This is a genomic window from Methylomonas sp. BW4-1 (genome assembly GCF_052474385.1).
The window spans coordinates 482,008-503,492 of sequence record NZ_CP184125.1 but is presented as its reverse complement, the minus strand read 5'-3'; the positions used below and the strand labels follow the sequence as shown (position 1 = coordinate 503,492).

Below are 21,485 nucleotides of genomic sequence, written 5' to 3'. Positions count from 1 at the left end.
ATTCCCCTCCCCCAATTTTTTATTATGTACCCGCTTTTATGAACATCAGCAGTTCGTGCATTTTTACAGACATTCCAGCTCAGTTGCCAATAGAATTATGCCAAACCTTGTTTAGCAAGCCTACTATTCGCATCGAGCGCATCGTTTCCAAGGGCCATTGCAGCCACGAAAACGAGTGGTACGATCAAAATCAGGACGAATGGGTGATGTTGTTACAAGGCGCAGCACGACTGGCATTTGCTCAATCCGCACCTGTCGATCTTAAGCCCGGCGACTATCTGCTGATTCCGGCGCATTGTCGGCATAGGGTGGATTGGACTCATCCGGACATTGAGTCGATATGGCTGGCAATCCATATGTTCGCAGAGCCGGTTGCGGAATAAACCGGCATTCGGGGAGAGACGAATGCCGTGCCCATGACCGGGCACGACAAATCAAATTGATTAGCGGGGCTTGGCCGTTTGCGCACGCGGTTTGCGCGAATTCGGCGCTCGTTTAGCCGACTCCCCTGCCCGGCCATTATGCGGCCGTCTGGCCGCCGGCTTGTTCGGCTGAGCCGGTTTCGGCTGCGGCTTGCTATTGGTCACAGCCAAAGATACCCTCGGATAGCCGGTATCGTCGACTCGCGGAATCTGCCTTTTCAACAGTTTTTCGATGGCAGCCAACAAGTACGCCTCTTCCGGATCAACCAGCGAAATTGCCAGGCCTTCGGCCCCAGCTCGGCCGGTACGGCCGATACGATGCACATAATCTTCCGCTACTTGCGGCAAATCGAAATTCACCACATGCGGCAATTGGTCGATGTCCAGGCCGCGCGCGGCAATGTCGGTGGCAATCAACGCGGTAATCGAACCGCTTTTAAAATCTTCAAGCGCCCTCACCCTGGCCCCCTGGCTTTTATCACCGTGCAAGGCCGCGCAACGGATGCCATCCTTGATCAACTGCTTGGCCAAACGATCCGCGCCATGCTTGGTGCGGACGAACACCAACACTTGCTGCCAATGGCCATTGCCAATCAGGTAGGACAGCAATTCGCGTTTGTACTCACGGTTAATGCCATACACCAGTTGCGAAACGGTATCGGCGGCGGCATTGCGCTTGGCGACGGCGATTTCAACTGGATCAGTGAGTATTTGTTCCGCCAGCGCACTAATTTCCGGGGCATAGGTCGCCGAAAACAGTAGGTTCTGACGTTTACTCGGCAACAAGGCGATGATTCGACGAATATCGCGGATAAAGCCCATGTCCAGCATCCGGTCGGCTTCGTCGAGTACGAAATGTTCAACCTTGGATAAATCCAGATGCTGTTGCTGAATCAAGTCCAATAAACGACCGGGCGTCGCGACCACAATATCGGTGCCGCGTTGTATCTTTTGAATCTGCGGATTAATACTGACGCCGCCGTATATTGCTTCCGCAAAAAACGGTAAATGCTTGCCGTAGGTTCTGACGCTTTCATAAACCTGCATCGCCAATTCGCGGGTCGGTGTCAAAATCAATACCCGAACCGGCCGCGGCTTTTGCGGAACCGGTTGTCCTTGCAACAACTGTAGCAAAGGCAAGGTAAACCCGGCGGTTTTACCTGTGCCGGTTTGCGCGCCGGCCAGCACATCGCGGCCTTGCAAAATGACCGGAATAGCCTGCGCCTGAATCGGTGTGGGGGTTTCATAGCCTTGCTCGGCAACCGCTTTAAGAAGCTGCTCGGACAAACCCAATTCTGAAAATAACATGCAAAAACCTTATTTTATGCCCGCAATTAACGGGTGTATGAATAGAAAAGATATGGCATGATGGGCACGCCACAGTAGCAAAAACTGACTTTGCACCTACACTAAATCCTCAATAGCATTACCGCAATTCTTCAGCAGAGGCCACAACACATGAGTTTCGAAAAACGAATTCACCGTAGAGTAAAACCTAGAGGCCTGCAGGCCGGCATTATTTTCAATAGCAGAACACCCCGGGAAATTTCGCTGAATGCGGAAATCCTGGACATCAGCTATAGCGGCATCCGAGTTAAACTTCAAGACCCCATCAGTCCCGATGTTGCCGGCAAAGTTAAAATCACCATGGTATTGCCTGAATCCGGAACGCCGTTCAGTGTACACGGCATTCTGAAACATCAACATGTCGATTCGGAATGCGGCTTACACTACGTAGACCACGTGGAAGGTTCTATCGACGATCTGATGTTTGAATGCGTGGAACTGGACGACACCACCGTGCTGATCAAAACCGCTTAATCGTCATCCCGGCACAAAACGGCACCTGCTCGCCGTAAATCGCTGTCGGCAAGTTAGCTGGTAATCACAAACCGCACCGCATCCAGCCGCAACTGAGTTTCCTGTATGCTTTCGTGCGAGAGCATGGTCATTTCCTTGAGTTGCTCTATTTCCTGCTCCTTGATGCCGGGATTGATCTTTTTCAGCCGCACCAGACGTTTGATTTCACCGGTTAGCGTAACTATCATCAGATTACTGCTTTCCGCTATCAACTTCTGCATTTGCGCACCCGCCAACTGCTCCGCGACTTTGATCATATCCTGAATATGCTGGCGTTGGCTGTTCAAAAACTGGCTGATTTGCGCCTTATCAAAGCTATCGCCGGTCTCGACCAAGCTGTCGTGGCTAATAACAGCCGTTAGATCCTTTTTATTTTGATCGACCAAAACGCGCAGCGGCGTGTGCGGTAAAAATCGGCCGATTTGCAATTCGGCGGGCGCGCTGCATTCGGCAACAAACAACAGCTCCAGCAGGAATTGGCCGGCTTTCAGTTGTGGATGTTTGACCACGCTGACCGCGGCATTGCCGGTCTCGCTGGATAGCACCAAATCCATGGCCGACAACACCATAGGATGTTCGGCGGTCAAAAATTGCATGTCTTCCCTGGCCAGCGCGATGTCTCGGTTGATGGTTACCGTCAGGCCGTCGTCTTGCAGCATCGGAAAATGGGCGATGCGCAGATTTTCGCTGGGCCAGAGGATATGGCAATCGCGCGAATGGTCTTCAACATCGACCCCATAACAATCGAACATCGCTTCCATAAACGGCCACAAACTACCGTCGCGTTCGCCGGCGCTGATCTCTTCCACCAAGCGCGCGGCTTCTTGCGGGCGGCAAGAATTCAGTTCCAGCAGTAAATCGCGGCCTTTGTGCAATTCCTCTTCAACTTGGCTGTTCAGAGCCTTCGTATTGGCGATCAAGGCTTCTACTGCCGCCGCATCGCGGCTAAGCAATGCGCTGTCACGAGCATCACCGAGCAACTTCAAGACTTGTGCGGCACCCGAACAATTATGCCGGAATGCGTCCAGGCCCTCGTCGTACCAACGGAATAATACGTGCTGAGTACTATCTAGCAGATAAGGGATATGAATTTGAATCACATGCTTTTGGCCGATTCGATCCAAACGACCGATACGCTGCTGCAACAAATCCGGATTTTCCGGCAGATCGAACAAAAACAGATGCCGCACGAATTGAAAATTGCGCCCTTCACTGCCGATCTCGGAGCAAATCAACACTTGCGCGCGGCTCTCTTCGTCGGCGAAAAATGCCGCCGCCCTATCCCGCTCGACGATACTCATGCCTTCATGAAACACCGCTGCCGTATGGCCGACGTGCTGCCGTAACAATTGCTCCAGCTGGATCGCGGTTTCCGCGCGTTTGCAGATTAATAAGGCCTTTTCGTCGCCCAAGGCCTTCAACTGCGCAACCAGCCAATGCAGATAAGGGCTGTTGGCTAAGTCCGCCGTGTCCTCACCTTGCAGCGGATAAGCATGGCGCTGACGATCCGGAAAACCCTGCACGGTTTGTCGAGAGTTTCTGAACAAAATCCGGCCGGTGCCATGATGATCGAGCAACAACTTGATCAACTCTTCCCGTGCATTCGCTTCGCTGTCGTTAACCTGTTGCAGCAGTTTGTCGACATTGTCCTGTTTTAATAAAACTTTCAATTGCTCCTGCTGTTCGGCATCCAGCGCTTCGCCGGAAATCAGCAAATTGGCGAGTCTAGCTACCGGCTCAAACTGACTTTCTTCGCGCAGGAATTGTTCAAAACGGTAAAAGCGGTCAGGATCGAGCAAGCGCAGACGCGCAAAATGACTTTCCTTACCCAACTGCTCGGGGGTAGCGGTCAACAGAATCAGACCGGGTGACGCCAAGGCTAATTGCTCGACAAATAGATAATCGGCACTGGGTGCGTCTTCGCTCCATTCAAGATGATGTGCTTCGTCAACTACCACCAGATCCCAACCTGCATCCAAAGCTTGTTGCTGGCGATGCGGAGAATCGGCAAAGAAGCGCTGGCTGCACAGCACTAATTGTTCGCTGAGAAACGGGTTCTCGTCGGGACTGGCAAAGCAACGGCTTTCGTCGAAAATGCTGAAGCGCAGATTGAAGCGGCGCAGCATCTCCACCAACCATTGATGCAACAGGCTTTCCGGTACCAAAATCAACACCCGCTTGCTTAAGCCGTTAATCAAGCGATGCTGGATGATTAAACCGGCTTCGATGGTTTTACCCAAACCCACTTCATCGGCCAGCATAATCCGCGGCAAGGCGCGACTGGCGGCTTGATGGGCGATATACAGCTGATGCGGAATCAGCGAAGCCCGTGCACCCTGCAAACCTTTGGTCGCGGCTTGTTGGTGCTGTTGCTGGCGCCGCCAGGTTTCATAGCGTAATAAAAACCAGGCCGTCGGGTCGAACTGGCCGGTAAATAAACGATCTTGCGGTTTGTTAAATTGAATATGATGGTTAAGCTCCATCTCATCAATTTGTTGCAGCTGACCGTCTTCATCGATACCAATGTAAGTCAACAAGCCATTATGTTGTTGCACCTGTTGCACGCTGATCTTGGCGTAATCCGCCGATTCGATCACGTCGCCTTCGTTGAATTGCACCCGGGTCAACGGCGCATTATCTCTGGCGTAAACCCGGCGGTCGCCGGTCGCTAAAAATAGCACGGTGACGCGGTTAAACTCGGTGTCTATGACCATACCCAAACCGAGTTCCGATTCGGTATTACTAATCCAGCGTTGGCCGGGAATAAACTCATTCATGTTTTGATTCTTGGAAATTTGATTCGACTTTAAAAGCGCCGTGTAAAGCGGCTGGGATGATATGAAAAGCCGATTAATTCATGATTAATTGGTCGAGGAAAAAGCATCGAGAATTTCAGCAAGGCTTGAAAACATGGTTAAATTTAGCAGAACACGCCTATTTTCAATGCACTAAAACTCATCATTTTCAGGAATGCCATGGCAAAGCCCGTCACCCCCTTGTTAGCCGCCGATATTTTGATCGAACTGATCGACCACCCCCAGCGTCCTTTCGTGTTGATAGAGCGGAAATATCCGCCCTATGGCTGGGCAGTACCCGGCGGGTTTGTCGATGTCGGCGAAACGATTGAGCACGCGGCCATCCGCGAAGCTAAGGAAGAAACCTGTCTGGATGTACAACTAACCGTACTGCTGGGCCTTTACTCCAATCCGCAACGCGACCCACGCAACCACACCGTCACCGCTGTCTACCTGGCGCAAGCGCATGGCACACCGATGGCGGCCGACGATGCTAAAAACTTTGGTTTATTCAACTTCGACAATCTGCCCAGCCTGTTGGCTTTCGATCACGCTCAGGTTATCGCGGATTACCGGCATTATAAACTGACTGGCGAGGTAACGCCTCTACGAATATAAGTCTTAGCTGATTCAGCGGCGTGCAGACAAGGTTTAAGACCTGGTCAGCCTTTCAGACCCAACACATCCTGCATATCGAACAGGCCGCTTTGTTTGTCCGCCAACCAAGCCGCGGCTCTTACCGCGCCATTGGCGAAGGTCATACGGCTGGCGGCTTTATGGGTAATTTCCACTCGTTCACCTTCATCGGCAAACATCACGGTATGCTCACCGACTATATCGCCGGCCCGGATAGTGGAAAAGCCGATGGTTTTGCGGTCGCGAGCGCCGGTATCGCCTTCGCGGCCATAGATGGCACAGTCTTTCAAATCGCGCCCCAAGGCTGCGGCAACTACCTCGCCCATCCGCAACGCGGTACCGGATGGCGCATCGACCTTGTGGCGGTGATGTGCCTCAATTACTTCGATGTCGGTGTAATCACCCATCACCTTGGCGGTCATTTCCAGCAACTTTAAGGACAGATTGACGCCGACACTGAAATTGGGTGCGATGACTATTGCCACATCCTGGGCAGCCTCAGCAATCGCGGCTTTTTGCGCCTCGCTATAGCCGGTCGTCCCTATCACTATTTTTTTGCCGGCCTGCCGACAGATTTCGACGTAATCCATCGACGCATCGGGCCGGGTGAAGTCGATCAATACGTCAAATTTATTAGTCAGAGCAGCCAAGTCGTCGCAGACTTTAATACCTGCCACTGACACACCGGCCAGTTCGCCGGCATCCTTGCCCAGTGCCAAGCTATCGGGGCGGGATACCGCTACCGTCAACTCAGCATTTTCCGCCGCCAGCGCGGCTTTGAGCAAGCACAGACCCATGCGCCCGGAAGCGCCTACTACCGCGATCCGTACCATGTCTTATCCTGTTAATTTATCGAAGAAGTTTTTAACGCCATCCATCCAGCCATGCTCTTGCGGGCTGTGATGTTTGCCGCCGCCGGACAAGGATTCGCCCAACTTCTCGATCATGGCTTTTTGATCTTTGGTCAGATGTACCGGGGTTTCCAATTGCACCTTGCACAACAGATCGCCGACTGCACCGCCCCGGACCGGTTTCACACCTTTGCCGCGCAAACGGAACATGCGTCCGGTTTGGGTTTCCGGCGGGATTTTCAACATGACCTTGCCGTCCAGCGTAGGTACCTCCAGTTCGCCGCCCAAGCAGGCCATGGGGAAACTGATCGGCACTTCGCAATACAAATTGGCACCATCACGGGTAAAGATCGGATGATCCTTGACCTGCACTTGTACATATAAGTCCCCAGCCGGACCGCCGTTCGCACCGGCTTCGCCTTCGCCGGCCAAACGAATCCGATCGCCAGTATCCACGCCGGCCGGCACTTTGACGTTGAGGGTTTTGGTTTCCTGCACGCGGCCTTGACCGTAGCACTTCGGACAAGGATCTTTGATCTGCTTGCCCGTGCCGCGACAGGTGGGACAGGTTTGTTGCACAGAGAAGAAGCCTTGCTGCATCCTGACCTGGCCGTGCCCATGACAGGTATTACAGGTGACCGGGCTGCTGCCTTTTTTGGCGCCGCTGCCGTTACACTCAACGCAAGCCACCAGAACCGGCACCTTGACTGTCGCTTCGGTGCCACCAACGGCTTCTTCCAGGGTTAATTCCAGGTTGTAGCGTAAATCAGCACCGCGTTGCACGCTGCTGCGTTGCTGCCGACCACCACCGAAAATATCGCCGAACACATCACCGAAAATATCGCTAAAATTCTCCGCCCCGCTAAAGCCGCCACGACCGCCGCCCATAGACGAATCGACGCCGGCATGACCGAATTGATCGTAAGCCGCGCGTTTTTTTGGGTCGGATAAAATCTCGTATGCTTCCTTGACCAGCTTGAATTTCTTCTCCGCTTCTTCCGGATTATCCTTGTTTCTGTCGGGATGAAATTTCATCGCCATCTTGCGATAGCTCTTCTTAATCTCGGCTTCGCTGGCGTTGCGATCCAGTTCCAGCAGTTTGTAAAAATCTTCTTTTGCGGCCATTTAAATGTCTTGAGTCACTTGATTAATTTATCTATTTATTTTTACTTTCTATATTCGGCCTTTATTGGCTCGCTAAACTTTGGCGGCAATAATGCCTGTTGATCTCGCTGAAAACTCAACAACTCACTTGCTTTGAGCGACATTATTTCGGAAGGTATCAATTCAACGATGCCGGCATCGATCTCTTCTGCTCTGGTTTCCGCCAAGTCTAACCAATTATTCATAAATCTACGCTGCCGATTCAATATAAGTACCGTGTTCCAAACGATTCATATACAAATCGATCATCGGAAAACATAATTCATAATCGCCCCACACCAATTCCCCGTACTCGATACGATAATCGGAAAATTTCGCCGAATCGAGGTAAGCTCGAATATCAGGGTGCGGGGAACGCATCAAAAATCCCTTGAAGTCGATAATCTGCTCCTTGCCATCATCAAATTTTAAGCGCAAAAGATACGAATCGATCTGCTCGGCGCTACAAATATTAACAACTTGATTCATTTCAACCTCGTACAAATGCGTTCTGGTCGAATCGATTTATGCCAAACAAAATAATCGATCCATTTTTGCACAATGTCATTAACACGAGCCGTGACAATTTCGCGGAAATATTGCATCTCACGCTCGGATAACATTTCACGACCGGAGACTGTAATATAACGAACACTATCAACTCGCCCATCTACCAGAATAATTTCGGCCTTCGCTTCCCGCCCCTGGCATTTGCCGTGAACATGAACGGGTTCGTGTTCATTGGCATAAAACATCACAATTAAACCGAAATATTCGTAGAGTTTTGGCATTGCCGGTTCTTGCCTGTATTTCTGCCGAATTCGGTTTATTCAATGTAGGATGGGCTGACACCAGGAAGCCCATCGTTTGCAAAAGGTCCGCGGTGTGAGTACCCTACATGACTAATCTGACCTAAGAGGGCTTAATACGGCGCAATGCCCGTTGGTTATTGCGCCCTACCGGACTTCCGAAACAGCGGTTTGCATACCCGATCTTCACACAAACAAAAAGGTACGCGATGCGTACCCTACGTTACTATAATCAATCCTTCGCAAGTACTAAGGATGTCTTCTTAAACATTGCTTTTTCCAGCTTATCTTGATGAAAATATTCTACAGAGACATCTCCATCACTATATCCTTGAACTTTTGTCACATTTAAAATGGCATCCCCGCCCACGACTCCAGTAACAGTCATTTTCGGCCCACCACTTTTAAGCGCAACAACATCGCCTTTATTGAAATCCATACACTTCCTCTTTAAAAACTAAGCCTAATAATGCTTATTAGTTTATAGGCTGGGTTAAACATTGCTCAGCCCCACCAAATGAGAATACGCTAGGCGTTCCGCCAAATCAAAAGCAAAGGGCGGATCGGCTTTCGCCATCCGCCCTTTACGCTGCTAATTATTTTTTATCGTCCTTAACTTCTTCAAACTCCGCGTCGACCACATTGTGATCATGCTCTGCAGCCGCTTCAGACGCGCCTGCGGCATGACCGCCCTCGGCACCGCCTTCCGCACCTTTCTGTGCGTAAACGCGCTCGGCCAATTTACCGGACAATTCGGTTAAAGCGTGGATTTTCGCTTCAATCGCGTCTTTGTCGTCGGATTTGAGCACTGCTTGCAGGTCTTTGATCGCCGATTCGATGGCCGATTTTTCGTCGCTAGCTACTTGATCGCTCAGTTCTTTCAGCGATTTTTCGGTGGCATGGATCATACCTTCCGCTGAGTTACGCGCGGACACCAGTTCTTTTAATTTCCGGTCTTCGTCGGCGTGTGCTTCGGCATCCTTGATCATGCGTTCGACTTCGTCGTCCGACAAACCGCTGGAGGCTTTAATCACGATGGATTGTTTCTTGCCGGTGGCTTTGTCTTTCGCCGATACGTTCAAGATACCGTTTGCGTCGATGTCAAATGACACTTCGATTTGCGGAATACCGCGTGGTGCCGGCGGAATGTCCTGCAAATCAAAACGACCCAATGATTTATTACCGGCAGCGACTTCCCGCTCACCCTGCAGCACGTGCACGGTTACCGCAGTTTGATTGTCGTCCGCAGTCGAGAAGGTTTGCGAGGCGTTGGTTGGGATCGTGGTGTTTTTCTCGATCAACTTCGTCATCACGCCGCCCAAGGTTTCGATACCCAAAGACAGCGGAGTGACGTCCAACAACAATACGTCTTTAACGTCGCCGCCCAATACGCCGGCTTGAATCGCCGCACCCAAGGCTACCGCTTCATCAGGGTTAACGTCTTTGCGTGGCTCTTTGCCGAACAGCTCTTTAACGAACGCTTGGACTTTCGGCATGCGGGTTTGACCGCCCACCAGAATTACGTCGTTGATCTTAGAAGTCGAAATACCGGCGTCCTTAATCGCTTGCAAGCAAGGGCCTTTGGTTCTTTCGATCAACTCGTCAACCAGCGACTCCAATTTGGCGCGGGTCAGTTTGACATTCAAATGTTTCGGACCCGATGCATCGGCTGTGATGTACGGCAGATTGATGTCGGTTTGCTCAGCTGACGACAATTCAATTTTGGCTTTTTCTGCCGCTTCTTTCAGACGTTGTAAGGCCAATGGGTCGTTGTGCAGGTCGATGCCACTGTCTTTTTTAAATTCGCCGGCCAGGAAGTCGATGATGCGTAAGTCAAAGTCTTCACCGCCCAGGAAGGTGTCGCCGTTGGTGGCCAATACTTCGAACTGGTGTTCGCCTTCGATTTCAGCGATTTCGATGATGGAAATATCGAAAGTACCGCCACCCAGGTCGTAGACCGCGATAGTGGTGTCGCCTTTGGGTTTGTCCATACCAAACGCCAACGCCGCCGCGGTCGGCTCGTTGATGATGCGTTTGACGTCCAGACCGGCGATACGGCCGGCGTCTTTGGTCGCTTGACGTTGCGAGTCGTTAAAGTAAGCCGGCACGGTGATGACCGCTTCGGTCACTTCTTCACCCAAGAAGGCTTCAGCGTCTTTTTTCAGTTTCATCAACACCCGTGACGATACTTCGGGCGGCGCCATTTTTTTACCGTGGCATTCCACCCAAGCGTCACCATTGTTGGCTTCCATAATTTTGTAAGGCACCATTTTGATGTCTTTTTGTACTGCATCTTCTTTAAAGCGACGGCCGATCAAGCGTTTGATCGCAAACAAAGTGTTTTCAGGGTTGGTCACCGCCTGCCGTTTGGCGGACTGGCCGACCAATACTTCGTTGTCGCCGGTAAAAGCGATGATGGAAGGCGTGGTGCGCGCGCCTTCGCTGTTTTCGATAACCCGCGCGGTGCCGTTTTCCAGGACTGCGACGCAGGAGTTGGTGGTTCCTAAATCGATGCCGATCATTTTGCCCATTGATATTCTCCAGACTTGAATTGGTAATAAATTAAAAAGTTGTTAGCGATATGCGGTTGATCGTCTTAATTTCAAGCCTGCTCATCGATTTTTGCGCTATCGGCAGGTTTGTCCTCGGCTTTCGCCACCACCACCATGGCAGGGCGCAATAAACGGCCGTTCAACACATAGCCTTTTTGGAAGACGTTTAACACGGTATTGGGTTGGGCGGTGGCACTTGGCTGCATGAGCATCGCCTGGTGCAATTCCGGATTGAATGCTTGACCGATGGGGTCGACAGTTTCGATATTAAACTTGGCAAATACCGACTCGAATTGCTTGATGGTCAATTCACTGCCTTCGCGTAGTTTCACTATCTCCGGGCTATCGCCGGTTGCCGCTTGCAGGCCTAATTCCAAACTATCTAGAACACTCAGCAATTCTTTCGCAAATTTGGCCAGACCGTATTTGCGTTCGTCGTCCAAGTCTTTTTGCACGCGCTTTTTTAAATTTTCCATCTCGGCCATCGTGCGGATGGCTTTATCCAGGTTGGCAGCAGCCTGTTGCTGAGCTTGCTCCAATTGTTCCTGTAAGGCTTCCACAGTGACTGGGGCGGCGCCAGATGCTTCGGTTGGCTGTTCGTCGGCGTCGATTGGCTTGGTCTGTTCCAAAACTTCGGCGATCAAATCGCTATCCGATTGGGGTTCGTGGCTCGATTGCTGATGACTCATTACTTACTCCATGGTTCTAAATTTTTTGGTTGGCCTAACGATAGGGCCATTTATTTGGGATTCAAGGCCGCGCCCAATAATTTTGCCGTCACATCCACGAACGGAATCACTTTTTCATACGCCATTCGGGTGGGGCCGATCACGCCCAACACCCCCACCACTTCGTCATTCACTGAATAAGGCGCCGTCACCAGGCTGCAATGATCGAATGCGCTATAGCCGGACTCTTCACCGATAAAAATCTGCACGCCTTCGGCCTGTAGACACTGATCCAATAAATGAATGACGCCGCGCTTTTGGCTGAACGCTTCGAACAGCTGCTTCAAGCGCTCCATATCCGACAACTCGGAAAAGCCCATTAGATTGGTTTCGCCGCTCAACACATAATCATCGTTGGGTTGTTCGCTGAAGGTCAGCTGTGCCATGTTCACCGCGTCCATCATGCCTTGATTGACCTGCCGCTGATCGAACTCCATCTCCCGCACCACCAAATCGCGAATTTTCGCCAAGCTGCGGCCGGAATAAACCGAATTCAAATAGTTGGCAGCCTGTTGTAATTCCGCAGGACTGAATTGCTTGTGGGTGTGAATAATTTTGTTGTGCACTTCCTGGTCGTCGGTGACGAAAATCACCAACACCCGAGTATTGGACATAGGCAGAAATTCGATGTGCCGCAAGGTGACGCTTTCTCTGCGCGGCAAAGTCACCACGCCGGCCATCCGCGTTACGTCCGACAATAATTTGGAAGCCTTGTTCAACACGTCACTCGCTTTATCCGCCTCCCCTTTCAGGCCATGTTGCAGTTGGTCCAATTCGCTGGATGCCAAAGGCTTGACGGTTAACAAACTGTCGACAAATAAACGATAGCCGCTCACGGTCGGGACTCGGCCGGCGGATGTGTGCGGGGAATGGATCAAACCCATCTCTTCCAGATCCGCCATCACATTGCGAATGCTGGCGGGGCTCAGCTTTAACTGCGGATCTTTAGATAACAAACGCGAACCAACAGGCTGGCCGTCCTGGATATAACGCTCAACCAAGGTTTTTAATAAATACAGCGATCTTTCGTTTAAATCTTGTCCGCCAGCCACGTCATCCCCCAAATTCCGTTAGCACTCGATATTGGTGAGTGCCAGACAGCAAAGCTATCAGCTGGGTCCGGCCTTGTCAACGGCTTGAACAGGTTATGAATAAACTAAGCGCTGCCAGCACAATCAAGGGCTGGGATTGAATATCCGAAGCCCCCGTGTCGTGGAGAACGGATCAATGGACAGTTTGTTCCGGAATTACGATTTTTAGATGTATCTTCGATATTGCCCAACAACCGGCAATAAAAAAACCCTGCAAGTCTTACGACTTGGCAGGGTTCTGATTCGATCTAGCGTTTGCTTATCTGGACTGTATGGCAGGAACGCAAACGGCCAATAAACCGCAACCGTCAGTGGTCTCAAGCCCCCATTTGGGAGAAAGACAACACATAGTAGCTATAGTAGGCAACGACAAAAAACAACAATACATTCAAAAACTTTTCTACTCTACTGTACTGTTCTTGTTGATATTTTTTACCATTTTTTATTCTCATTTTGTCCTCCTGTCGCATGAGTCATCCAAAAATTCAAAACCGGTTAATTGATTGGCGGTAGCTGATTAACGGCTCATGCTGTTGCCGAGCCAGGCGCCGGCGGCGGCACCGATGCCGGCTCCCAACGGATCGCCTCTACTCATCTCGTAACCCGCCGCACTGCCTAACGCGCCACCTACCAAGCCCTGAGTGGAGCGTTGGTCGTATCGGTCGTAGCGCGGCGCGGGCGGCGGTGCCGGGACGTACTGCGTAACCCTCCCCGGTACATACACCCGCTCGACCTCGACGTACCGGTCATGGTGGTGATGTTTGTGATGACCTCGCCCATGCCCGTCAGCGATGGCTATTGGCGAAACCAACAAACTGATTACAACGACACTTGCCACTCTAAACATAAATCCCCTTGATCGAGAATAATTCATCTATGAGTTGATTCTAGAGAGCAATGTTTAAGTCTTGATTAGGAAAAGATTAAGAACAGATGAAGACAGCAAAGCCGGCGCTTACATTGCCAATTTTTGTGAACTGTGCACGCTAAGCGAGGACTATAAACTACCAATAGCCATTACTCCGGATACTCGCAAACCGAATATCCGGAGCAGATTGCGCCGGAGGCGACAGTCACGCACATTAAAAGCTGTAAGACACTTCCCCGTAAACGGTGCGGCCGGCTTGTTGGTAAAAAGAGGAATATTCCCGATCCAACAGATTATTCGCCGAAAACGACAGATCGATATTTTTCGTCGCTTGATAAGCAATACGGGTATCGACCAGAAAATAAGGGTCGTAACTCCCTGGGACGCCGGCCCTTTGATCCAGATTTTGGTCGTTCGTATACTGCTGGCTGACATAGCGCCCAATAATGCCACCGCTCCAATGCTCATATTTGACATCCAAGCCGCCACTGAACATGGTCTCCGGCAACAACACCATCTGTTTGCCAACCGACAGCGGATTCGCCTCGTTCTTGGTAATTATCGAGTCGTTTAAGGTGTAGGTTCCCGTAAAATGCAGCCAGTCCCAATACAATTTCTGCCTTAATTTGGCCTCCACGCCTTCAACCTCCGCTTCACCCGCATTTTGCCGCTCCTGAAGCCGATTGGTTGCGCTTAATGTCGTATCTTTACGGTAAATCAAATCAGAAATGTAATGGTGAAAATACGAGGCTGCAATCGTTGTACCCTCAATCGGTGTTGCCTCTCCTCCTACTTCCCATGAATACATGGTTTCCGGTTTCAGATTCGGCCCGGCTTGCGTCAAGGTAAAAACACTGCCGCTAGCCGTTTGCGATGTCGAATACAAATCCGAGTTGGTGGGTGGACGGAATGCCCAACCGGTTGAAGCAAACAACTTGTAGCCATCCGCCGGCAACCAGGTCAAACTGAATTTGGGATTAAATTGCGACACGGAACGTTCGCTGTATGTTTGCGTCAGGTTAGTGGTGGTACCCGTGGAAGTGACAGTAGCCTTTTGTACGATGGAACCGGAAGTTGACCAGTCGTCATAACGCACGCCAAGATGAGCAATCAAGTTTTTACGCAACCAAATTTCGTCCTGAATAAAGGCGGAGTAAATACTCGACTCGCCCTTGCCATCGTAAACAGTATTCGTCACTGAGGACCAATCTTGCCAATTACTCAAGGCCAAACGTTTTTGACCTTCCAAATTGTTATGGTTTGCGCCAAAACCGACGGTGACAAAATTACGCTGATCCCACAAAAACGGGAAGCGCAATGCCACGTTACCGTCAATCCGTTGGCTAGGCGTGACGGTCAATTGGCCTCTGCCACCGCTTAAGGTATCGTCGAACGCCGCACTGTTTGGGCTAGGCGAATAAGTCTCGTGATCCATGTATTGAAAATCGACATTCAATTTCACGTCATGCCCAAAATCATGTTTCAGGTGGGCAAAATAGCGGCGAGTGTCTTCTACTGACGGCAAAAAATGCAGAAATTGCTGCTCGTAGACATTCAGTCGCTGCCCATTTAGATTAAGGTTGTTGCTTTGTGCCAGGCCGGCCACGCTGGCGACTGAATTGACAGTGGGGTTTCCGGTAGCGATTGCTATTGGCGAGCCTCCGGCAGTGGTCAAATAACTGTTAAACGTCCCTGCGCTGGTTTCGCTGCGGCTCCAGCTCATCCCGCCATCAATCTCGGTGCTATCAGTCAAATCGTAATAGAGATGCAAGGAAGCGGTGTTCTGCTCCCAAGGGCGATCCCCTTTGTCGCCTATGATGTAGGACGAGCCACCTTGGGTGGTTGCGGTCGGAATGGCGCCGAATACCGGTGTCGAGGCGTTTCTTAACGCGGTAGCCGTGTTCGCTCTGACTACCGCATTCGGTATCGCTGTAGCCGATGGCGTAAAGCTGGCCGGCGAAGCCGTCACGTAATCCGACACCGCCCAGTTATCGCTATCCATGTGGTTGAAGGTCACGGAAATCCCCACGCCGTTTTCAAAACGATCCCGGTAACGGCCTTTGATGCCCCATTGATCAACAGCCGCGCCACCGGCACCAAAGGACAGACGCCCTTCGCGCTTAGTGGGGACTTTGGAGATCACATTCAGTACACCGCCCATCGCGCCACTACCGTACAGCGCTGAAAAGGGTCCAGGGACATATTCCACTTGCTGAGCGTCGTCCATATTCAGAATGTTCCAATCGACGCTGCCATTATTGGGCAGATTCACCGGCAAGCCGTCAACCAGGAACAGTGATCGATTGGTACCACTGACACCATGAAATGCTGAGGAACTTAAGCTGGAGCCTGGCATACTCGTACCATAAGCACTACCCCGCAAATATATCCCCGGCACGTCCTTCAACGCATCACCAATCCGTTGGGTCAGGCGGTTTTCGGTATTTTCGGTGGTGATGACACTGACATTGGCCGGCGCCATCGATGCACTGATTTCCGAGCGCGTGGCGGTCACCACCATCGTGCCCAGCGACTCATCGTTGCTGGCCGGATTGTCGGTGTTAGCGGTTTCGGCTGGCCCCACGACGCTTTGATCGCTATCTTCTGCCAGGATTTGATTGCTGTAAGCCAAATTGGTCAGGGCCAACAGCGTTATTACGTGTAAACGAGACAAAGTTGATTCCTCCGGTAATGCACCTTTAAAAAACGGCGCTTCATGGTCATGTTAGATTTATTTTTAATTCTTCTTACATCAAGAGCAGGCCCCTACTTGAATTTCCCCCTGAGGCGCCACGCTGTTATTCATATCGGGACTAAGTGAGCTCCCTAAATTACGTGCAGCTATCATCCCCACTAAAGCGGGAATGATGGCTGCCGAATTTCCAGGGTTACCGCCCTCGCTGTAACAAGGAGGCCAGGGTTTTTCCAGCCAAGCGCTAGGCTTTGTCCTTCCGCTGTTCCCAACTGCCGTGCCAATAACCGGCGACAAACAACAGCAAGATCGCAAAACTCAACCACCAGCTCTGCGCCGAACTCAAGGTTTGTTGCTGTTCAGTGCTTTCGCTGGCGGCATTTTTCTCTTCTATCTCATAGCCTTCCAAAGGCTTGGCGGCATCCGGCGCGGCTTGTGCTTGAGCCTGCGGTTGCTGAGCGGCTGCCGGCTGTTGAGATTGAGTGGGCTGCGGTGGCGTTTGAGCCGCTGCGGGTGCCGGTGGCTGCGCTTGCGCACCCGGCGCGGCAGCCTTGGCAGCTTTTGCCGCATCCTGTTGCTCAGCCAGCTTGGTGATTTCCGGGCTGCTGCAGGTATCCTTGTTGCAGGCCACGCCGGCCTTGGCGATGACTTCCTTGTTAACCTGCTCCAGCTTGGCTTTCACAGCTGGATCAGCTTGCCAGTAACCTTTGTTGATCGCCACCAGCATCCGATCCACCATGGCCTGATAGGCCAGCAGGTTGTCGGCTTGCTCGAACTTTTTCTGGATGTCCAACTGGTATTTGTCCTCGACGTAGGTCTCGTACATCGCCTGCCACTTCTCGGCGCCAACCGCTTCCGGCACGGTCACCTGCCAGCCCCACAGGTTTTCGGCGACCATATTGATGAAGCGCGCGCCTGAGTAGCCTTCCTTCAACATCGACTCGATCCATTTCGGGTTCAGGTAGCGGCTTTGCATTTCCCGGCCTTGATAGAGCTCCAGACTCATGGTCTTGGCGGCGGTCGGGTCGGCCAAGTCGGCGACCAGTACTTCCGGGGTTTTGCCGTTGACTTGCCGCGCCGCCATTGCCGTGCCGCCCAGATATTGGAAGAAGTCGTCACCGTCCAGCGTGGCGTAGACGTTGCTCGAGCGGCTGTGGATCACCGCATCGGTGTCTTTCAAAGACAATTTGAACAAGTCCACCGCCAGCGTCGCGTCCTTGCTGGCTGCTTCGCCCCAATGACCGCGGCCGTAGACGTGGTGCATGCGGTTGAAGAACACGTCCGCCAGTTGTTTTTCGTCGGTCCAGGTGTTGGACAGCGGAATGGCCCGGTCCAGATTGGTGCCGTAGGCGCCGGACGGCACGCTGAACAAGCGCGCCGAAGCCATGTCCAACGCTTCCTCCGGTTTCAAGCCGCGCTTGACCAATTCGGCCTGGGTTTCCTTGATATGCCGGCGCAACGGATTGTCCGGCTCGTCCTGTTCCTGAGCCTTGGTTTCGGCTTGATCCAGTAACTTGATCACCGACGCGAACAAATCCCGGTATAAGCCGGACGGAATGATGGTGACGTCGACACGCGGCCGGCCCAACTTATCGCGGCTGATCACGTCCACGCCCTGGGTGCGGCCGCGCTCGTCCCAATGCGGTTTGACGCCGAGCAGGTGCATGATTTGCGCTTCCATCACGCCCTCGTGGCGCGAGCTTTCCACGCCCCACAAATTGAACACCAGGCGTTCCGGGTAATGGCCGTGCTGCTTTTTAAAGTCGGCGACCACTTGCTCGGCCAGCCGTGCGCCTTCGTTGTAAACCGCCTCGCTGGGAATCCGCGACGGATCGAAGCCGTACAAATCCTTGCCGGTCGGCAAGGCATCCGGGTTGCGCAATGGGTCGCCGCCACTGCCGGCCGGAATATAGCGGCCGGCCAACGCATCCATCAGCGCGTTCATTTCGGCGTTGGCACTATCGGCAATCAGTTTGGCCGTGGCCTGGACTTTTTGTTTCAACGCCTCGCCTTTCAGCTTGGGATCGCGGGCAACGATGGCTTCGGCGAAGCGCTGTCTGGCCGCTTCGTCCGGCGCCTTACCAAAGGTATGCAAACCCATCGGCACCTTTTTCTCGCGGATTTCCTTTAGGTAATGCTCCAGTTCTTCCAACTGGTCGCCGGTTTCGGCCCGTTCCATTTTCAGGTCCTTCAACAAGCCGGCCTTGGCGGCGATTTGATTGATCTCGTCCAACCTAATCTTCGCCAGTTGCTCGCTTTTTTGCGCGGCGACATTGTAGTCGTCCAATAAGCCGGCCAGTTTGGCCAGCTCCGGATTCAAGTCGGCCTTGTCCAGCGGCGGCGTCATATGCGAAATGATGGTCGCCATCGCCCGGCGCTTGGCCTGCAAGGCTTCGCCGACGTCGTCCATGATGTAGGGATAAATCTGCGGCACGTCGGCCATCAAAATTTCGCCGGGATCGGCGGCGGTGAAACCGACTTCCTTGCCGGACAGCCATTCGTGGGTGGCGTGGGTGCCGAGATGAATCATCGCGTCGGCGCGGTAGCCTTTTTGCAGCCACAGATAAAACGCTACGTATTGATGATGCGGCGGCATGCTCACGTCGTGATAGAGCTTTTTGACGTCCTGCTCCCAGCCGCGCGACGGTTGCGGCGCCAACAACAGATTGCCGTATTGCAGGGCCGGCAGGATCAAGAAGCGTTGACCTTTGCTGTCGGTCCATGCCCCGATTTTGCTGTCTTCCGGTTTGCCCCAGGCTTTCAGCATCGCCGTCTTGAAGGTTTCCGGCAAGGCATCGAACCATTTTTGGTAATCGGCAATCGGCAACAACACCGCCCTGCCGCTAGCAGCGGCTTCGGCAATGGCGCCCGGTTCCCAGTTACCCAGATTGATGCCGTGGTTCTTGACGGCCGCTTTCAACGTTTCGCCGTCCGAAGGCGCATTGCCCAATTGATAGCCCTCCTGGCGCATGCGCTGCATGATCAGCAGCAGCGATTCCGGCAATACGTTCAAATACGACGCACCGATGTTTTCCTTGCCGGGCGGATAGTTGTAATACAGCAAGGCGACTTTCTTGTCGGCATTGACGGTACTGCGCAATTTAGCCCACTTGTCGAGCCGGTCGGCGTAACGGGCGACGCGCTCCGGGATCGGCGTTTCACGGACGAAATCCTGGCCGGTGGCCTGGTCGTGCACGCTTTCCTTGCTGGCCACCACGGTCGGGGCGATTTCGCCGGCGAATTCCGGCAAGGCCACTTGCCAGGCCCGTTCCATTACATCCAGGCCGGTCGCGGACTCGGTCCATTGGGCCTGGCTTTGGCTGTTCAAGGCAATGCCGTTTAGCACCGGTACGCCCAAGCGGGTCAAGGTCGGCACGGTTTTGTCCGGGCTGGCACCGATTTTAAGAGCCAACGCGGCGATGGCTTCGACACGGGATTTGCCGTTGGCGTCCACCAACATTTTTTCCAGCGTCTTGTCGTAGGGATAGCCGAATATCGGCAGCACGTTGTAACCCTTGGCTTCCAATTGTTCGGCCAGCATTTTGACCGTGTCGGTCTGGCCGGACAGGGCCGAGGAACGGTAGAACAAAATCGCGATCCAGGGCCGGTCGGCTTTGTAGCCGGCGTAAGCTTTTTGGTAGCCGTCGAAGTCTGCGAACAATTGTTTGCTGCGCACGTCGAAGGCGCCGATTTCCGGCTGGGCTTGCGGTGGTGCAATGTCGGCCTGGACGTTTTTGAATTTAGCCAAGGCTAGCCGGATCATGTTGGCGGCATTGTCCGCGCCGCCGGCCGACATATAGGCTTGCAGGTCTTTATCCAGTTGCAGGCCGTAGTCGGCGAAATCGGCGTCGTAACTCAAACCCACCGCGTACAGCTTGCCCCCATGCGCGGCGATCTGTTTAAACACCTCGCCGCACTCTCGCAAAATGCCGCGGCCGGTGATTTGCGCCAGCACCAGATTGGATTGTTGCAGTTCGGCCTGATCGGCTTGCGCCAATTTGGAGCTGGAATACACCCGCAACTTGACGCCTTGCAACAGCGGATCATTTTGCAGTTTAGCGGTGGCGGCGACAGCCGTTTGCGAATCCAGATCGCCGAGAATCAGGCTAAGGTTGAGCGGCGTTTCGGCGAAAGCGCTGCTTGCGGCCAGCCATAGCAGCAGAGCCGGCAGCCAAAGCCAGCATTTATTCCGGTACATAAACCACCTTACCGTCGTTCAAGCGGTACGCAGTACCTAATCGTTCGCCGGAACCGCTAAGTTTGCGGTCGGTGACTTTGGAGACCTTGATTTGCGAGCCTTTCTTGCTGACGATTTCCATGGTGCCGTCGGCGTTTTCCTTGGTCATCGTCACGGTCGACTCCGGGTTCATCAAATCCAACATGTTGTAGGCCATGAACAAGGCCACCATCATGCTGACGATGAACACCACGCTGGCGTCGAACAGATTGGCGACGCCGGCAATCGGATCTTCCAGCGGCTCGCTGTTGCGATGCAGACTAGAGCGTCTCAGATAGCGCATGGCCGTCCTCCTCGATTGTCAAATCCGGCGCGTCCAGAGTCCGGCTGGCGGCCAGCTCGGCTTGATGGCGCATCGCCGCAAAATCAGCGCGCAGCCATTGTTCGCGCACCAGTGCCACCAGATAGGTGATCACGCCGCAGCCCAAACCGGTCACGGTGGCGGTAAACGCGGTGACCATGCTGCCCGCCATGCTGGGAATATTGCCTTGCGCCAATGCAGCCAGCGAAATACCCATCGGAATCAAGGTGCCCATCAAACCCAGCGCCGGGCCGAGCTTGATGACGAAACGCACCTGATCGAGCTTGATCAATTGCCGATGTTCATGGGTTTGCAGCAATAATTCCAGCTCGACATCCAGCGGCGCAGCGTTGGCGCGTTGCTGGCGACCTAGCGCGACAGCCAGATCGAGATTGAAAAGGCGCACGGTACGCGAGACCGGCTTTGCGCCGCTCCAGCCATTCCTGAGCTAATCGGCCGCAGGTGTAAACCGAATAGGCGGCCAGCAACGTGACAATCAG

The 21,485-nt window shown here is 52.9% G+C and carries 19 protein-coding genes; 3 read left to right on the top strand and 16 right to left on the bottom strand.

From position 1 onward, the window contains the following. Window positions 1–38 precede the first annotated feature (38 nt). Complete coding sequence (locus tag ACH5Y9_RS02255) at window positions 39–383, top strand: cupin domain-containing protein (RefSeq protein ID WP_445368357.1); 345 nt, start codon at window positions 39–41, stop codon at window positions 381–383. A gap of 60 nt (window positions 384–443) precedes the next feature. On the opposite strand, the gene ACH5Y9_RS02250 is transcribed toward ACH5Y9_RS02255, so the two are convergent. Continuing rightward, a complete protein-coding gene (locus ACH5Y9_RS02250) occupies window positions 444–1,730 on the bottom strand; it encodes a DEAD/DEAH box helicase (RefSeq protein ID WP_445368356.1) in 1,287 nt (428 codons plus the stop codon). Between the two features lie 150 nt (window positions 1,731–1,880). Here ACH5Y9_RS02250 and ACH5Y9_RS02245 point away from each other — a divergent pair, with 150 nt between their 5' ends. Continuing rightward, window positions 1,881–2,243 carry a PilZ domain-containing protein gene (locus ACH5Y9_RS02245; RefSeq protein ID WP_033155569.1) on the top strand — a complete coding sequence of 121 codons (363 nt, stop codon included), beginning with the start codon at window positions 1,881–1,883 and terminating at the stop codon, window positions 2,241–2,243. Between the two features lie 53 nt (window positions 2,244–2,296). Here the strand turns inward: ACH5Y9_RS02245 and rapA are convergent, their stop codons facing one another. Continuing rightward, window positions 2,297–5,059 (bottom strand): RNA polymerase-associated protein RapA, encoded by a 2,763-nt coding sequence (rapA, locus tag ACH5Y9_RS02240; RefSeq protein ID WP_445368355.1) that lies wholly within the window; start codon window positions 5,057–5,059, stop codon window positions 2,297–2,299. Window positions 5,060–5,257: 198 nt separating this feature from the next. Here rapA and ACH5Y9_RS02235 point away from each other — a divergent pair, with 198 nt between their 5' ends. Next, a complete protein-coding gene (locus ACH5Y9_RS02235; protein ID WP_319963106.1) occupies window positions 5,258–5,695 on the top strand; it encodes an NUDIX hydrolase in 438 nt (145 codons plus the stop codon). 44 nt (window positions 5,696–5,739) lie between these two features. Here ACH5Y9_RS02235 and dapB read toward each other — a convergent pair whose 3' ends face one another. From dapB to ACH5Y9_RS02165, 14 genes are all read right to left on the bottom strand, one after another. Continuing rightward, entirely contained in the window at window positions 5,740–6,546 is an 807-nt protein-coding gene (gene dapB / locus ACH5Y9_RS02230) for a 4-hydroxy-tetrahydrodipicolinate reductase (protein WP_445368354.1), read from the bottom strand. Between the two features lie 3 nt (window positions 6,547–6,549). Beyond that, window positions 6,550–7,689, bottom strand: coding sequence for a molecular chaperone DnaJ (gene dnaJ / locus ACH5Y9_RS02225; RefSeq protein ID WP_033155573.1), 1,140 nt, complete (start codon window positions 7,687–7,689; stop codon window positions 6,550–6,552). Window positions 7,690–7,730: 41 nt separating this feature from the next. Beyond that, entirely contained in the window at window positions 7,731–7,913 is a 183-nt protein-coding gene (locus tag ACH5Y9_RS02220) for a hypothetical protein (protein WP_205451009.1), read from the bottom strand. A gap of 4 nt (window positions 7,914–7,917) precedes the next feature. Beyond that, window positions 7,918–8,196, bottom strand: a complete 279-nt coding sequence (locus ACH5Y9_RS02215; protein WP_319963104.1) for a DUF2442 domain-containing protein — start codon at window positions 8,194–8,196, stop codon at window positions 7,918–7,920. Further along, the gene (locus ACH5Y9_RS02210; RefSeq protein ID WP_064007603.1) at window positions 8,193–8,498 is read right to left on the bottom strand and encodes a DUF4160 domain-containing protein; all 306 of its coding nucleotides are present in this window, start codon (window positions 8,496–8,498) and stop codon (window positions 8,193–8,195) included. Before ACH5Y9_RS02210 ends, ACH5Y9_RS02215 begins: the two co-directional genes overlap by 4 nt. A 250-nt stretch (window positions 8,499–8,748) precedes the next feature. Beyond that, window positions 8,749–8,955 carry a YodC family protein gene (locus ACH5Y9_RS02205; RefSeq protein WP_445368353.1) on the bottom strand — a complete coding sequence of 69 codons (207 nt, stop codon included), beginning with the start codon at window positions 8,953–8,955 and terminating at the stop codon, window positions 8,749–8,751. A gap of 157 nt (window positions 8,956–9,112) precedes the next feature. Next, window positions 9,113–11,047 (bottom strand): molecular chaperone DnaK, encoded by a 1,935-nt coding sequence (gene dnaK, locus ACH5Y9_RS02200; RefSeq protein ID WP_445368352.1) that lies wholly within the window; start codon window positions 11,045–11,047, stop codon window positions 9,113–9,115. 71 nt (window positions 11,048–11,118) lie between these two features. Then, window positions 11,119–11,757: a nucleotide exchange factor GrpE gene (gene grpE, locus ACH5Y9_RS02195; protein WP_445368351.1), complete on the bottom strand. Its 639-nt coding sequence runs from the start codon at window positions 11,755–11,757 to the stop codon at window positions 11,119–11,121. A 50-nt stretch (window positions 11,758–11,807) separates the two neighbouring features. After that, window positions 11,808–12,848, bottom strand: coding sequence for a heat-inducible transcriptional repressor HrcA (gene hrcA / locus ACH5Y9_RS02190; RefSeq protein ID WP_445368350.1), 1,041 nt, complete (start codon window positions 12,846–12,848; stop codon window positions 11,808–11,810). 556 nt (window positions 12,849–13,404) lie between these two features. After that, entirely contained in the window at window positions 13,405–13,734 is a 330-nt protein-coding gene (locus ACH5Y9_RS02185) for a glycine zipper 2TM domain-containing protein (protein ID WP_205451014.1), read from the bottom strand. Between the two features lie 235 nt (window positions 13,735–13,969). After that, window positions 13,970–16,429 carry a TonB-dependent receptor gene (locus ACH5Y9_RS02180; protein WP_445368349.1) on the bottom strand — a complete coding sequence of 820 codons (2,460 nt, stop codon included), beginning with the start codon at window positions 16,427–16,429 and terminating at the stop codon, window positions 13,970–13,972. 262 nt (window positions 16,430–16,691) lie between these two features. Next, window positions 16,692–20,645 carry a cobaltochelatase subunit CobN gene (locus ACH5Y9_RS02175; RefSeq protein ID WP_445368348.1) on the bottom strand — a complete coding sequence of 1,318 codons (3,954 nt, stop codon included), beginning with the start codon at window positions 20,643–20,645 and terminating at the stop codon, window positions 16,692–16,694. Beyond that, a complete protein-coding gene (locus ACH5Y9_RS02170) occupies window positions 20,632–20,967 on the bottom strand; it encodes a DUF2149 domain-containing protein (protein WP_026147208.1) in 336 nt (111 codons plus the stop codon). The genes ACH5Y9_RS02175 and ACH5Y9_RS02170 overlap by 14 nt, the downstream gene beginning before the upstream one ends. Then, entirely contained in the window at window positions 20,945–21,391 is a 447-nt protein-coding gene (locus ACH5Y9_RS02165; RefSeq protein ID WP_205800433.1) for a MotA/TolQ/ExbB proton channel family protein, read from the bottom strand. The genes ACH5Y9_RS02170 and ACH5Y9_RS02165 overlap by 23 nt, the downstream gene beginning before the upstream one ends. Window positions 21,392–21,485: the final 94 nt, after the last annotated feature.